The organism is Pontibacter chinhatensis (genome assembly GCF_900113285.1).
Classification (GTDB): Bacteria; Bacteroidota; Bacteroidia; order Cytophagales; family Hymenobacteraceae; genus Pontibacter; species Pontibacter chinhatensis.
The window spans coordinates 566,107-581,119 of the sequence record NZ_FOOT01000003.1; the positions used below are offsets into that span (position 1 = coordinate 566,107).

General features: G+C 53.4%; 14 protein-coding genes. 6 read left to right on the top strand and 8 right to left on the bottom strand.

Going from position 1 to position 15,013, the window contains the following annotated elements; translation table 11 throughout:
- Nucleotides 1-241: 241 nt before the first annotated feature.
- Nucleotides 242-619: a hypothetical protein gene (locus tag BM040_RS11675; protein WP_092101311.1), complete on the top strand. Its 378-nt coding sequence runs from the start codon at nucleotides 242-244 to the stop codon at nucleotides 617-619.
- Between the two features lie 270 nt (nucleotides 620-889).
- Here BM040_RS11675 and BM040_RS11680 read toward each other — a convergent pair whose 3' ends face one another.
- The 7 genes from BM040_RS11680 to BM040_RS11710 form a co-directional block, all read right to left on the bottom strand.
- The gene (locus BM040_RS11680) at nucleotides 890-1,732 is read right to left on the bottom strand and encodes a sulfurtransferase (protein ID WP_092101313.1); all 843 of its coding nucleotides are present in this window, start codon (nucleotides 1,730-1,732) and stop codon (nucleotides 890-892) included.
- Nucleotides 1,733-1,794: 62 nt separating this feature from the next.
- Nucleotides 1,795-2,073: a YciI-like protein gene (locus BM040_RS11685; RefSeq protein WP_092101315.1), complete on the bottom strand. Its 279-nt coding sequence runs from the start codon at nucleotides 2,071-2,073 to the stop codon at nucleotides 1,795-1,797.
- A gap of 123 nt (nucleotides 2,074-2,196) precedes the next feature.
- The gene (locus tag BM040_RS11690) at nucleotides 2,197-2,754 is read right to left on the bottom strand and encodes a DUF3592 domain-containing protein (protein WP_092101317.1); all 558 of its coding nucleotides are present in this window, start codon (nucleotides 2,752-2,754) and stop codon (nucleotides 2,197-2,199) included.
- A 367-nt stretch (nucleotides 2,755-3,121) separates the two neighbouring features.
- Nucleotides 3,122-3,751 (bottom strand): thioredoxin family protein, encoded by a 630-nt coding sequence (locus BM040_RS11695; protein WP_092101319.1) that lies wholly within the window; start codon nucleotides 3,749-3,751, stop codon nucleotides 3,122-3,124.
- A 12-nt stretch (nucleotides 3,752-3,763) separates the two neighbouring features.
- A complete protein-coding gene (locus tag BM040_RS11700) occupies nucleotides 3,764-4,261 on the bottom strand; it encodes a TlpA family protein disulfide reductase (protein ID WP_245756195.1) in 498 nt (165 codons plus the stop codon).
- A gap of 789 nt (nucleotides 4,262-5,050) precedes the next feature.
- Nucleotides 5,051-5,437, bottom strand: a complete 387-nt coding sequence (locus BM040_RS11705; protein ID WP_245756196.1) for a hypothetical protein — start codon at nucleotides 5,435-5,437, stop codon at nucleotides 5,051-5,053.
- Complete coding sequence (locus BM040_RS11710; protein WP_092101323.1) at nucleotides 5,437-7,668, bottom strand: T9SS type A sorting domain-containing protein; 2,232 nt, start codon at nucleotides 7,666-7,668, stop codon at nucleotides 5,437-5,439. The genes BM040_RS11705 and BM040_RS11710 overlap by 1 nt, the downstream gene beginning before the upstream one ends.
- 159 nt (nucleotides 7,669-7,827) lie before the next feature.
- Here BM040_RS11710 and BM040_RS11715 point away from each other — a divergent pair, with 159 nt between their 5' ends.
- Nucleotides 7,828-9,114, top strand: coding sequence for a UDP-N-acetylmuramoyl-tripeptide--D-alanyl-D-alanine ligase (locus BM040_RS11715; protein WP_092101325.1), 1,287 nt, complete (start codon nucleotides 7,828-7,830; stop codon nucleotides 9,112-9,114).
- A gap of 188 nt (nucleotides 9,115-9,302) precedes the next feature.
- Complete coding sequence (locus tag BM040_RS11720) at nucleotides 9,303-10,001, top strand: hypothetical protein (RefSeq protein ID WP_092101327.1); 699 nt, start codon at nucleotides 9,303-9,305, stop codon at nucleotides 9,999-10,001.
- Between the two features lie 81 nt (nucleotides 10,002-10,082).
- Here BM040_RS11720 and rfbC read toward each other — a convergent pair whose 3' ends face one another.
- Nucleotides 10,083-10,625, bottom strand: a complete 543-nt coding sequence (gene rfbC, locus BM040_RS11725; RefSeq protein ID WP_092101329.1) for a dTDP-4-dehydrorhamnose 3,5-epimerase — start codon at nucleotides 10,623-10,625, stop codon at nucleotides 10,083-10,085.
- Between the two features lie 244 nt (nucleotides 10,626-10,869).
- Here rfbC and hflX point away from each other — a divergent pair, with 244 nt between their 5' ends.
- The 3 genes from hflX to ppk1 all read left to right on the top strand — a co-directional run bounded on the left by hflX (nucleotide 10,870) and on the right by ppk1 (nucleotide 14,933).
- Nucleotides 10,870-12,078, top strand: coding sequence for a GTPase HflX (gene hflX, locus BM040_RS11730; protein WP_092101331.1), 1,209 nt, complete (start codon nucleotides 10,870-10,872; stop codon nucleotides 12,076-12,078).
- Between the two features lie 197 nt (nucleotides 12,079-12,275).
- Complete coding sequence (locus tag BM040_RS11735) at nucleotides 12,276-12,770, top strand: SixA phosphatase family protein (RefSeq protein WP_092101333.1); 495 nt, start codon at nucleotides 12,276-12,278, stop codon at nucleotides 12,768-12,770.
- A gap of 48 nt (nucleotides 12,771-12,818) precedes the next feature.
- Nucleotides 12,819-14,933, top strand: a complete 2,115-nt coding sequence (gene ppk1, locus BM040_RS11740; RefSeq protein ID WP_092101335.1) for a polyphosphate kinase 1 — start codon at nucleotides 12,819-12,821, stop codon at nucleotides 14,931-14,933.
- The last annotated feature ends 80 nt before the right edge of the window (nucleotides 14,934-15,013 follow it).

The window sequence follows — 15,013 nt, forward strand, 5'->3', positions numbered from 1 at the left end:
CCAAGCTTCCTGGAGGCGCCTGTAAATGTAACTTTCAGAACTATCGGCAGGCGTTATGCAGGGTGCCAGATAAGCCAATATCAGACAAAAGTAAACCGTAGCAGCTTAAGTGCCAAACCATACCGTGCTGACCTGGTAAAGCATCGGCTGTGGTTTTGGTTGGAAGCAGGCAACCTCCGGGGGCTGCAAGCCAGTATATCTGTCTATATTCCCCCTGAAATAAAGTGCTATTTTTAAGCCTATGGATTTTAAAGTTGTAGAACGCTCGCCTTTTGCCCGTATTGCGCGCATGGTGCTAAAAAGCAGCAATGTGGCCATGGTGCTGGGCAAAACCATACACCTGAGCGGCGTGAGCCGGGACACTTTCCTGAAGGATGAGGGGTGGCTGGCGCACGAGCTGTGCCATATCCGGCAGTTCCGGGAGCACGGGTTTTTCCGGTTTCTGTGGCTCTACCTGAAAGAGTCGTGGCGGGTGGGCTACTACAACAACAGGTTTGAGGTGGAGGCCAGGCTGGAGGGCATGAAGCACCGCCGCCACCTGAACCCCTCACAAAAAGCAGCCAGCGCCATTACGCCCACAGAAGCCCCGCTGCCTATCGATACCAAAAAAACAGAATAGGGCAAGCTAGCAGCAGGCTGGAGAGTCTGGACAAATGAATTTTTGACAAAGGCTTATAAACTCAGATTGCGCTTAACCCACCCCTAACCCCTCCAAGGAGGGGAATCAAATTATATATACAGGAATTCCCCTCCGAGGAGGGGCGGGGGTGGGTATACACGAGCAAGAAATTTGTTTATCGCGATTGGGCTTATAAAGTATAAAGGCCGGGAACAGGTAAAACCCTAGTTCCCGGCCTTTATGTTTCTGCTTCTATTCTTAGTTTATACTTTATTTCTCGCCGGTAGCAACCTCGCGCCCGCTTCTGGACCACTCGCTCCAGGAGCCCACGTACAGCTTTGGCATCTCCAGTCCGGCGTAATCCATAGCCAGCAGCGTATGGCAGGCCGTAACGCCGGAGCCGCAGTGCACCATCACCTCTTCCGGCTTTCGGCTGCCCAGCGCCTCTTTATACTTTGCCCGGAGCTCTTCTTGCGGCAGGTAAAAGCCGTTGCTGTCGAGGTTGGAAGTATAGGGGATGTTCGTGGCGCCCGGAATGTGGCCGGCCACCAGATCGATGGGCTCTACCTCGCCACGGAAGCGGGCTGCGGCCCGCACATCTATCACCAGGTTCTCGGGGTGCTGCACGGCCTGCTCTACCTCCTCCACGGTAGCCATAGGTAACTGCCAGCCCTGCTGCGGGTAAGGAGGCTGCAGCGTAGGCTGCTCCGCCTTGCCACTTACCGGAATACCGGCTGCCACAGCGGCACTGTATCCTCCGTCCAGCACCTGCACCTTCTCATGGCCTAAGGCGCGGAGCATCCACCAAAAACGTGCAGCGGCATTAGCTCCGCTTGCATCATCGTATACCACCACGTGGCTGTCGGACTGTATCCCGAGCTGCCCTACAAACTCCGCAAACTCGGCAGCGCTCGGCAGCGGGTGCCTGCCGCCTACGGCCGGGTTATCAGTCGGACGGGCCAGGTCGGTTTCCAGGTCAGCAAACAGGGCGCCCTGCAGGTGTTCTGCCTTATACTTGTCGCGGGCATCCGGGCCGGAGCGGGCGTCTATGAGAATGGGCGCCTCCTGCTGTAGCAGTGTGAGCAATTCCTGTGGCTTGATAATGGGTTTCATAGTTTTTGTAGTTGTAGGGTTGAAAGGCTGAGTTAAAGTATAAAATGTTTGTCGCTGCGGTTTTACTCGCCGCCGGCCACCACGTTCCAAGGGCGCACCTTCCACTCCACAATCAGCCCGTTCTTTACGTAAGGGTCGTTGTTGGCGAAAGCCTCGGCAGCCTGCGTGTTATCGCCCTTAAAGATAAATACGGCACTGTCGGCAGGCTCGGCCAGGGCGCCGGCCATAACAAGGTCTCCTTTGGCATGGTAGGAGTTAATCAGCTCCAGGTGCTCCGGGCGGTAAGCGCCGCGCTTTTCAAGGTAATCTTCAGTGGTTTTGTAGAAAAGGATGTAGTACATGTTTTATGTATGGGTTAGTGAATTTTGGTTGGGTGTAACGGTCTCGTACAGGCAACGGGTGAGGCATTAGCCGAATATGATGCCTGTACTGTGTTGGCATAAATAGTTTTTTAAAGACTACTGTCAATAATGTTCCAGCTCAACTATCTCTGAGTTGTCTGGGTTCTTCGTCGAATAGCGTATCTGCAATGTATCCCCAAGCCTGAATCTATTTTCTTTGTCTGGAATAGAAAAAGTGGTGTAAGGCTTTCCATCAACCGTATACTTGCTAACAAACAGCCATTCTTTTTTGCCTTTACCTGTTTTCCACTTTTCGATGACTATACCTTGGGTAGTAGCACCATGCAGACTTAAATCTTCAAGCTTTTGCCATTCGCTCACTATTCCAAAAGTAGGTCCCACTACCAGTGCAGTTGCAGATGCTATACCTAGCGGCCATACCGAACTGTTTAACCAAACACTTCTGATAAATTTTACTACACAGTAGGGTAGCACTAAGAAGATAATCACGAATGGCAACCATCTTAATACACCAGTCTTGGCATAAAGTACTGAATCAGGAGTGTCAATATAGAGAAACCAGAGAATACTAAGAATGCACAATAGCCACAGGTATTTAAGTAGTTTCTTCTTGCCTTCTCCCGATTCTCTTTTCGCTTTATTTTTAAGTCTTCTAGACACTTAATTAATTTCTATTAATGCCAACTAGCTGCTAAACGGAAGTCTATTCAGCATATCTGTACTATGTTCGGAGTTTATACTTCCGTGCCCGGACCTTCCATTCGGAACATAGGAAACTCAATATACTACAAACCAGAAAGTGCTACAACAAAAACAAAGTATATGCTTGAAGCAGTTGCCAATCAGCAGGTAAAGGTGCTTCGCTTTATATCGTCCTAAGTCGCCTAGCACTTCCGGAAGAGGATAGAATAGATTAGACCTTTTTTTTACGATTACTAATAAGGCATACCCATATAAGCTGCCAATAATAAAAATGCCCCAGCCATGAGATATGGCAGGGGCTGTAAATGCAAAACGCAAGTATAAATTATGCCTCTTTCCACTTGATAGTGCAGCCGATGGCCTTGGTGTTGGGCTGGCTAATCGGTTTGCCGGCTACCAGTTCGTTGAGGGCGGCTTCGGCATACTTCTTCTCCACCTTGGAGGCGTCGCGGGAGTTATCGTCTATTGTGCCGATGTAGGCTACTTTATACTTCCCGTCCGGCTGCTTCTGCACAATGTACAGGTGCGGTGTGCGGGTGGCGCCGTAGGTTCGGGTTATCTCTTGGGTTTCGTCGTGCAGGTAGGGAAAGGGAAAGTTTTTCTCCCTGGCGCGCTGCTGCATGTCGGCGTAAGAATCCTTCGGCGAGGCAGTTGCATCGTTGGGGTTAATGGCGATGACCGGATAACCTTTGGGCGCATACTTGTTGTGCAGGGCAATGATGCGGTCTTCATAGGCTACGGAGTAGGGGCAGGTGTTGCAGGTGAAGGTTACGATGAAGCCCTTGGCATCCTTATGGTCGGCCATGGATACCATTTTGCCGTCCACGTTCTTCAGTTTAAAGTCGCGGGCAGTGTCGCCTACCTGGTAGCCGGTGTTGGCAGGACTTGCCGCCAGCAGGGCGCCCACAAAGAGCAGGCACATAAGGTACACGAAATAGAGGTTTGCTTTTTTCATAGTGCGGATAGGTTATGGTTTATACTTTGAAATGATTCGTTGCAACGCCTCCTGTGACAGTTCCCCCTCCACAAACTCGTACTGTTTCTTCTTGTTGTTGAACACCATGGTGGCCGGGATAGCCCCGCTCCATTTCGGCTCCAGCTTATCTATCCAGGAATTGGCGTCCACCTCGTCGAGCAACAGCACGTCAGACTTTAGATTGCGCTTTTGCACGAAAGGTTTAACGCGACTTTCCAGGTCTTCGGCGGCATCCATACTTACCAGCATCACGCGCACCGGCTGGTCTTTATACTGCTCGGTCAGCGCCTCGAAGTAGGGCATCTCCTTGATGCAGGGCCTGCACCAGGTGGCCCAGAAGTTCACCACATACAGCGTGTCGTGCGGGGCGTTGCGGATCTGCTCCAGCTCCTTATACTTTATCACCTTCACCTCTTGGGCAAAGGCGGGGGAGGCGGCAAGTATAAAGGCTAATGTGGCAAGCAGAAAGTTCAGTTTTATTTTCATCATACCTGGATAACGTTTCAGAGGAAAGTATACGTGTGATACCGTCTAAAATTAGCATTTAGGGCTGATTTCAGGAAGTATGGTTTTTGGGGAAGGTGCTTGGGTCGGATGAGACCAATAATAAGGGGTGATGCTTCAACAGGACCGGGTCCAACCACCCCTGGCCCCTCCTTGTCTAAGGCGGGGAGCCTGTGATTACTGGTGCTGTAGTATAAGTTTCATAGCTGCTGTTCTCGCGCGGACAGGTCGCGACCTGTCCCTACAAAGTATAAACTCTGCAGGCGATTACACCCTTATTGAGCTTTGCTCGCAAGTTTCGAACTCTCATTCTCACTTGTCCTCCAGGGGACAGACTATACTTGTTACATAGTAAAGGCCGGAGCTATCGATTCTGTTCCCAGTTTTTCTGTGAGGCGCCTATGCGAGTTTTTCCGGTGACGAGCGTGAGCGAGGCAGCCCGAGGCACGAGGGAAGGAAAAGCTCCCAGCGCCGAGTAGGAAAACGAGGCCTCCCGGCCTGGGAGGGCAGAAAGTCAGAAGTGAAACGAGACGCTTGTGGGAACAAGAGGATGAACGGTGGCTTGAAAAGTATAGCTTGTTTCAAGTGGAAGGAAGCAATGGCTATGGAAGTATAGCCAACATATTTAAGAAGTATAGCCAAAGCATAAATATGGCTTTTCAAGCCAGTTGGGTTGCAAACCCAACATCATAGTAGGCACGAGTTGCAAACTCGCGCCAGCGGGGAAGGCTAATGTGACACAAGCGGACGCTTGCGCCATAATTGGGACACCAATCATACTTCCAGAAATCGTTTCACTTCCTCCACTACCTGCTCTTCCGTTACTACTTTAAACACCACATGCGGCCGGGCGGCGAAGATGCGCTGGAGGCGTGGGTGTTGCCCCTGCAGCAGTACCAGACGCTGCTTTCCTTCCTCAAGTAGCTCCTCCAGCAGCGGCATCAGACTACCCAGCTCTGCGGCGTTTTCATCAGCCTTAATACATACCACGGCCTTCTCAGATTCCCGAAGCAGGCGCAGGGCGTAGTGCTGCAGTAACTCGTCGGAGCGTGCATCCAGGTCAAGTACAGAAACAATGGGTATACGTTGGCGCACCTGCTCCACGACTGGTTTGTGGAAAGCGGTGTCTGAACTCAAATCGAAGTATAAAAAGGCCTGCATCAGCGCACCATCAATTTTACGCTGGCCTGTTTACCGTTTTCGGCTGTAGCCCGAACTATGTAAATGCCCGCCTGCCACTTCTGTGCCGGCAAAGTATGGGAACGACCAATTGCATTATCCTTACGGTACACGCGCTTGCCCACCACGTCAAACACTTCCAGTTGCACCGGCTCGGAGGCATGCACCTTTACCGGTTCCGCCACAGCCTTGTCGTGCGGGTTGGGGTATACTTGCAGCGTGAGTTTTTCGCCCGCATTTGGAGCACCCTTGAAGCCGGAAACCTGCTCCAGCAAGTATAAACCGCCGCCTTTGGAACCCAGAACCAGGTACATTTTTTCATCGCCGCCTAAAGGCGCTGCCGCTATACTTAGTCCGCGACCCAGGCGGGTGGCCTGCACCTGTTGCGTCAGCTTGTTTTCCAGCAGTTCAGTTTCTGGGGTAAAGGTAGCGTTCAGGTCTTGGGTAATGTGGCGGTAGATGCGCAGTTCGCCACTATCGTCTGCCGTGAGCAGGTCCAGCTTTCCATCACCATCTATATCGAAAATCAGGGGGTGCAGGTGGCGCCGGTCAAAATCGAAGCTGATGCCGCCAAAGCTGCTGTTCTCCAAAGTATAAACCGGGGCAGTAACGGTGCCGGTGTTGCGGTAGAACTCCAGGTTGCTGGCCGACTTGCCCAGCAGGAGGTCCAGGTCACCGTCACCATCCAGGTCGGCAAAGGCCGGGGAGTCGCCATCTGCCACCTTCAGGAGTTCCTGCTGCTGGGCAAAGTCATAGGCGGGCGGCTGGCCGGTAGCTGCCAGGTTGCGGAGCCAGATAATGCGGCTACTGCCGATGCCAGCGCCTTTCAGAGCAAGTATGAGGTCCGTTTTTCCGTCGCCATTCATGTCAGCAAAGGTTGGTTTTATACTATACAGTTGCTTGCTGTGCAGGCTCAGGAAATCGTGGGTTACCAGCTCGAAAGCGGGCTCGGAGGAGGTCCCGGTATTGCGGTAAAAGCTAAGGGAGCCGCTGTAGGTGCCGCTTCGATAGCTGGCATCGTTGCCCACCAACATGTCCAGGTCGCCGTCGCCGTCCAGGTCGGCAAAGGCCGGGTAGGCCCCTTCGCTCAGGTCAATCATCTGGCCCTGCAGAAAATTATCCTGCACAAACGTAAACCCGGGCTTATCGGCAGCGCCGGTATTCCGGTAAAGCCAGGAAGAGCGCTGAAAGTCCATGTCATGGATTTCCTCAAAGGCCTGGGTGCTAACGAGCAAATCGGGGATGCCATCAAAGGTAACATCCTCGTAAAAAGCGGCCGGGAAGAGGTTAAAGCTGGCTGGGTTTGCAGCAGGAAAGTTTGGCAGGAAGCTATCCATCAAGGCATTCTGGCGGTCGCCTTTGTTCTCCATTAGCACCAGGTTTTCGCAGGCCACGCCTCCCATCACCAGCTCCATATCGCCATCGCCGTCCATATCGAGCAGCAGGTGGGTGGAGCCTTCGTGGCCTGAGTGCAGGGGGGCCGCTATACTTTGCCCGTGCGTGTTTCCGCACTTCTCCCCGAACTTAAAATCATTGCAGTGTTCGCACTCGGTAATGCCGCCCCACCAGTTGCTCTGCTGCTCATACACCAGCGACTCGCAGGGCAAGCCTTGCTCAGTTTGCATGTTCAGATAAAGCTCCAGATGATAACCTTGGGAAAAGTTGGTGAGGAGGATGTCCAGGTCTCCGTCGCCGTCGATGTCGGTAATGGCGGGGATGTCGGTGGCGTTCATCTGCATGTTCACGCGGCCGCTTCTGTAGCGCAGCCCGTCCGTTACCTGCGTGAAGCGCAGCGGCTCGCCGGGCTCCTGCCGGAACACGCGGATGCCCAGCGGTGAGTTCGTGAAGATATCCTTCAGCCCGTCGCAGTTGTAATCGCGCAGCAGCACCCAGTAGGCCAGGTCACCTGGAAAGGCGCTCTCATACTCCGGCGCGTACCTATACTTCCATTGCCCCGCCTCCTGCACCGCTAGCCAGGTGTATACTTTGGCCGTCTGCCTGTCGTAGGCAAACAGGTCGTCCTGCCCGTCGCGGTTAAGGTCGATGGTAGAAAATTGGGGCGCGTTGAGACCGCCGCTCCAGGGCTCCAAGAGCGCACCGGCAGGGGCCGTGACAGGTATGTTTTGGCTCATCCGGAAACGGAGCGGCTCCTGCTGCGCCACGGCTCCGGATAGGGATAAAAGTATAAGCAGAAGCGGTAGGTATACTTTCATAGTTTTGGGTTGGCCGCCGGAGAGGTGGCGGGTTATGTAGGTGAACGTAAGCCGGCCTGCTGTCGTTTCTGGCTAATTGGGTGTATATTGTGCCGCTATACTTACCGTGTAAAAGCACGTAACCAGAAGCATCAGACGCAAGCTAAAATTAAGCATTTCATGCAGAACAACATCGAGTTTCTATATCAAAAATACCTCGAGTGCCGCCACGTCAGCACCGATTCCCGCGCCGAGCAAAACCAAAGTATGTTCTTCGCCCTGAACGGACCCAACTTTAAAGGCGCCCGATTTGCGCAGATGGCCCTGGAAAAGGGGGCCACGTATGCTGTGGTGGATGACCCGAGTATGGCCTCGGAAAATGTGTTTGTGGTGGAGGATACCCTGCAGGCGCTGCAGGACCTGGCCCACCATCACCGCCGCCAGCTGAGCATACCCGTTATTGGCATCACGGGCTCCAACGGCAAGACTACGACCAAGGAGCTGATTTATGCGGTGCTGAGCCAGAAGTTCAACACACTTTTCACGCAGGGAAACCTCAACAACCACATCGGCGTGCCGCTGACGCTGCTGCGCATCACCCCAGAGCACGAGATGGCCATTATCGAGATGGGGGCCAACCACATCGGTGAGATCGCCCTGCTCTCCAGCATCGCTCTGCCCACGCACGGCATGATAACCAACATCGGTAAGGCGCACCTGGAAGGATTTGGCAGCCTGGAAGGTGTGGCGCGTGGCAAAAGTGAGCTGTACGTGCACCTGCTAGAGCACGGCGGCACCGTGTTCATCAACACTGGCAACGAGCACCTGCTGCGCATGAGCCGCCGCATCGAAAGCAAAGTAACCTACCCTGCTCCCGGCGACTTTTACCACAGCGAGCTGTTGGAAGCCTCGCCTTACGTGGTGTATAAGGATGAAGAAGGCAACGTGGTGTACACGCAACTGGTGGGCAGCTACAACTACGAGAACATGGCCGCGGCCGCCTGCATCGGCAAGTACTTTGGGGTGCCGCTGCCACAAGCTAACCAGGCTATTGCCGCCTACAGCCCGGTAAACAACCGCTCGCAGGTACTGCAGCAGGGCAGCAACACCATCATTCTGGACGCCTATAACGCCAACCCCACCTCCATGGCCGCTGCCGTGCGCAACTTCGGAAGTATGAATGCGCCCCAGAAGGTAGTTATATTGGGGGATATGTTTGAGATGGGCCCCGAGAGCGAGGCCGAGCATAGGGCTTTAGGGGAAGTGGTAGCCCAGCAACCTTTCGACACGGTTATACTTTGCGGCAAAGACATGCAGTATGCTGCCGAGGTAAAGGACAGCTTTTTATACTTTGAAACGAAGCCGGAGCTGCAAACCTGGCTGCGCAAGAACCCGGTGTCCGAGAGCTATGTGCTCATTAAAGGCTCGCGCGGTATGGGGCTGGAAACGCTGGTGGAGGAGCTATAATTAACTAGGCAGTATACTCTTAGAAGTTTAAGAGTATACTGCCTGACTTCTGATATGATAAATCCAATTAATTTATAATTCAGCCTTTAGCCTTATAGAAATTATCTATGTTGCCACGCTTAAGGTACAGCATGTCACATGAGTAATTATTATATTTGAATATATTTATACAAATATAAACCATTGCTATGAAGACAAAGATACTATTACTTGCCCTCCTGTTGTGCTTAGCCCAATTTGTTAACGGCCAAACAACAGATACTCCTTTTTATAAGCATCACTTCGGCATAGTTGCCAGTCCAACTCTCCAGAAAGTTTTTATCAACAACAGCAGCTTACCTGTGGGCTTAATTTACAAACGGCAAGGCAACGGCAACGGCATGTTTAGGAGCACCCTCATTGGTTCACAAAACAGCTATGACCATATTGCTAATCAAAGTACAGAACACGATTATGAAACTACGTTAAAAGGCTTTTCAGTTCAGCTGACGGGAGGTTACGAATGGCACATGCCGCTAAACGGCAAATGGGTAATATATTATGGCGCTGAAGCAGGTCCTAACTACGGGTGGAATATCTCTGAATACCAAAACTCATTCTTAAACTCTAGCGGCCAAGGTAGCATCAGCCATTCTCAACAATATAGAACATTTGGTGCTATCATACGTCCGTTCTCAGGTATAGCATATCAAGTTACAGACAGGCTATATATAGCCACTGAAACAGCAGTTGTAGCAAGTCTATCACGAACCAAAAATAAAATGACTGATGAACAAATCTCATCCGTAAATCAATCTTCTACAGAAACAGAAAGAACATACACTACGGATCGGAGTAACATAAATTACAAGCCTATTTCCAACATCTCGCTCCTAATGCGGTTCTAATCAGGACAAAGAATCCTAAAGTATAAAGCCAGAGACAAGTTCTCTGGCTTTATACTTTAGGATTCCTAAGGAAACGCTACTTTAAAACGGCGAACTAAATCCCTCCAACAGCGGCAGCACCTCATCTTTCGGAGATACCAGCGGCTCGGCTATGCCCCAGTCAATGCCCAAGGCGGGGTCGTTCCAAAGTATACCGCCCTCTGACAGGGGGGCATAAAAGTCGGTGCACTTGTAGAGGAAGGTGGTATTATCCTCCAGCGCCACAAAGCCGTGCGCAAAGCCTTCCGGGATGTAGAGGACGTTGTGCTTCTCTGCATCCAGTACCGTAGCCACATGTTGCCCGTAAGTGGGAGATACTTTACGCAGGTCCACAACCACATCCAGTGCCTTGCCTGTGGTTACGCGCACGAGTTTGGCCTGTGCGTGCGGCGGTTTCTGAAAATGCAGTCCGCGCAGCACCCCCTTCCTCGAAACAGACTGGTTATCCTGTACAAAGTTAGGTTTCAACCCGAGCGGCTCAAACCATTTCATGCTGAAGGTCTCCATGAAGTAACCGCGGTCGTCGCGGAAGATGCGTGGCTGGAACTCGATCAGTCCCTCAATGTGGAAAAGTTTGTGAACCATTGATTAGTTAAGTGTTATGCCTATGCACCATACTTGGCATGCGACGCCATCTGTTGAGGCCGCAAGTTAGCTATTTTGCCCGCAGCATCGGAAATTTTAACGTAATTTGCACGCTCTTTTCAACCTGAGCCAGCGCAATCCTGTAAACGTAACCAAGAATGCCCGGTGCCGGCTTTCGGCAGTCAGCCAGGCGTGAGCAATATAGCCGCTGGCCGCCTATCCCATGAAGCTTAAGAATTAATGAATGGCTAAAAAGAAATACTACGAAACCTCTAAACCGCAGGAGACCGCCGTGCTGGTAGCTGTGCCAGGCTACCGTCAAAGCGACGAGCAGACGGAGGAGTACCTGGACGAGCTGGCCTTCCTGGCCGAAACGGCGGGAGCTAACACCCTGAAACGCTTCGTGCAGAAGCTCGACAAGCCCGACATACGCACCTTTGTGGGCAGTGGCAAACTTGAGGAAATACAGGCTTATGTAAAGGAGCACGGGGTGGATATGGTGATCTTCGACGATGACCTGAGCCCCTCGCAGGTGCGCAACATTGAGCGCGAGCTGCAGGTGAAGATAGTGGACCGAAGCCTGCTTATACTTGATATCTTCGCGCTGCGTGCTAAAACTGCCCAAGCCCACGCCCAGGTGGAGATGGCCCAGTACCAGTATTTGCTGCCGCGCCTCACCAACCTCTGGACGCACCTTTCCAAGCAAAAGGGTGGTATCGGTATGAAGGGTCCGGGTGAGACCGAGATTGAGACTGACCGCCGTATTGTGCGCGACAAAATATCGCTCCTGCGCGAGCGCCTGAAGAAGTTTGAGAAGCAGAACTATGAGCAGCGTAAGGCCCGTGCCGGCATTGTGCGCGTGGCGCTGGTAGGGTATACGAACGTGGGCAAGTCCACGCTCATGAACCTGCTCTCCAAATCGGATGTGTTTGCCGAGAACAAGCTGTTTGCCACCGTGGATGCCACTGTGCGCAAGGTAGTGCTCGACAATGTACCATTCCTGCTCTCGGACACGGTAGGGTTTATCCGCAAGCTGCCTACCAAGCTCATCGAGTCGTTTAAATCCACCCTAGATGAGATCCGGGAGGCTGACCTGCTGGTGCACGTGGTGGATGTGTCGCACCCATCGTTTGAGGACCATATCGCCGTGGTGAACGAGACGCTGAAGGACATCAACTCCGCTGAAAAGCCTGTATTGCTGGTGTTCAACAAGATTGACACCTACCTGAGCAGGCGGGAGCAGGAGCTGCAGGAGGAGAACCAGGAGATGCTGGAGGAAGGCCATCAGGTGCGCCCATCCATCGAAGACTTGAAGGCCACGTATATGGCCAAGGAGCATGCGCCGGCCATGTTTATCTCCGCCACCGACAAGCTTAACATCGATGCGCTCCGGGAGGAGTTGCAGCGAAGGGTCGCCGAAATCCACTTCCAGCGTTACCCCAACAACGTATAGGCGGCAACCTGCCGCAGAAATAGCAAAAGCCCACCCGCTGCTTAAAGCAAGGGGTGGGCTTTGTGTTTTGCCGCTGCCCCCTAAGGCACTGCGCCCGGCCCCTACCACACAACCATTTACCCATACTTTCAGTAAGTAGCAAAGCCACCTTTACGTGCACTTGGCTGCATCGCAAAGGCCTGGAAAATGGAAACTATATGAAGACGCTATACATTCTCAGGCACGCCAAATCCAGCTGGGAGTTTGATGACCTAAGCGACCACGACCGCCCCCTGAACAAACGCGGCCGCCACGACGCCCCCCTGATGGGGCAGGAGCTGGCTGCCCGCGGCGTGGCACCCCAACTCATCATCTCAAGCCCTTCCGTGCGTGCCCTTAGCACAGCCACCCTCGTAAGCAAAGAACTCGACTACGACCCCGACGACATCGTGGTGGATACCCGCGTGTATGGGGCAGGCAGGGAGGACCTGCTGGAGGTAGTACAGCAAACCCCGGCTGAGGTAGACACCCTGCTGCTGGTAGGCCATAACGAGGCGCTCTCAGAGTTTGCCGGCATGCTGTCGCCGGAGCCCGTAGCAAGTCTGCCTACCGCAGGTGTGGTGGCGCTGCAGTTTAACTGCGAGAGCTGGTTCGAGATTTCGAGGGAGAACGCAACCCAGCTGTTCTACGACTTCCCGAAGAACCACAAGTAACATCACCCTTTTAGGGCCCGCATCAGGGCCAAAGTATAATTGCATAAGATGAAAGATCAGAAAGAACAGAAGCCAAAGACTGGCGCAGACCTTCCGTACATTAACCGTGAGCTGAGCTGGCTGGCCTTTAACTATAGAGTACTGCAGGAGGCGATGGATAAAAACGTCCCCCTGCTGGAGCGCATCAAGTTCATGGCCATTTTCTCGTCTAACCTGGATGAGTACTTTAAGGTGCGCGTAGCCACCCTCAAGCGCCTGATAAAGCTGAAGCCCAAGACACGCAGCAAGCTGGAGGAGGAGCCGCAGGAAACCCTGGACCAGGTACTGCAGGAAGTGCACCGGCAGCAGGAGGAGTTTGGGCGGGTGTTCCGCGAGGAGATTTTGCCCGACCTGCGCCGCCACCACATCCACCTGCTGACAGAGCATGACCTGAACAAGGAGCAGGAGGCCTGGGTGCAGGATTACTTTGAGGAGACGCTGGAGCCACTGCTGCTGCCCATCATACTGGATGAAACGGAGACGCACCTTTTCCTGCGCGACCAGACCGTATACCTGGGTGTGAAGATGTGGGACCCGGCCGAAGCCGACTGCAAGCCGGAGCGTTACGCCATGCTGGAGATCCCTACTAAAAAACACGGTAGCCGCTTTGTGAAGTTACCTACCGTAGACGAACAGCGGTACGTGATGTTCATAGACGACGTGATTCGCTTCTGCCTGCCCAGGCTGTTCCCAAAGTATAAATCCTTTGCCGCCCACGCCGTGAAGGTATCCCGCGATGCGGAGCTGGACATTGAGGAGGAGGTATCGGGTAGCCTGATGGCCAAGATACAGAAGAGCCTGAAGAAGCGCGAAACCGGTTACCCGGCCCGCCTGCTCTACGACCCTCAAACCCCGCAGGACCTGCTCGACAGGATGATGGCGCACACCGGCATTACCGCCGAGGAACTGGTGGAGGGCAGCAAGTACCACAACTTCCGCGACTTCTTCGGCTTCCCGGACATTAACCTGCCCGACCTGAAGTATAAACCGCAGCCCACGCTCATCCATCCGCAGCTGGAGCAGGAGCCAAGTATACTTGCCGCCATGAAAGAGCGCGATTACCTGGTGCACTACCCTTACCAGTCGTTTGATTACGTGCTGCGCCTTTTTGAGGAAGCTGCCCAGGACCCCAAGGTAACGGCCGTAAGCGCCACCCTCTACCGGGTGGCCGACAAATCGAAGGTGGCCAAGGCGCTGGTGAAGGCGGCCAACAACGGCAAGCTGGTAACGGTGGTGGTGGAGCTGAAAGCCCGCTTCGACGAGGAGTCGAACATCTACTGGGCTGGCAAGCTGCAGAAGGCGGGCGCCAACGTTATCTTCGGCGTTTCTGATTTGAAAGTGCACTCCAAACTGGGCCTCATCACCCGGAACGAGGGCGGCAAGTTGATGAACTACGCCTACCTGAGCACCGGCAACTATAACGAAACCACCTCTAAAATCTACGCCGACCATGCCCTCTTTACCGCTGACAAGCGCCTGACGAAGGAAGTGGAGCAGGTGTTCAATTTCTTTATCGACCGGCAGACGGACAAGAAGTTCGAGCACTTATTGGTAGCACCCATTAACATGCGGCAGGGCTTTGTAAAGCTGGTGGACCGCGAGATCAAGAACGCCAAGAAAGGGCTACCGGCAAGTATGATTCTGAAGATGAACGCGCTGCAGGATGCCCGTATGATCAGGAAGCTGTACGAGGCCAGCCAGGCCGGTGTGAAGATACAGTTGCTGGTGCGGGGCATCTGCTGCCTGATGCCAGGTGTGGAGGGCGTGAGCGAAAATATTGAAGTGCGGGGGATCGTGGACCGTTACCTGGAGCATGCCCGGGTGTACATCTTCCATAACAACGGGGAGGAGAAAATGTACATTGCCTCCGCCGATTGGATGACCCGCAACCTGAACCGCCGCGTGGAGGTAGCCTTCCCGCTCTACCAGCCAGATTTGGTGGAGCAGGTGCGCCATATCATTGATCTGCAGCTGCAGGACGACACCAAGACCCGCACCGTGGGCAACAGCTACGTAAAACCCGACGAGCCCACCAACATCCGGGCCCAGTACGCCACCTACGATTACCTGCATGGCTTGGTGCCCTCCGGTGCCACCGCAGCCTGTCAACCACAGGAGGAGTAGAAAGTATAAATTAAAGTATACTTATACTTTACACAGGCAGAAACCACAAGGCCCCGGCTATGCTTTATAGCCGGGGCCTT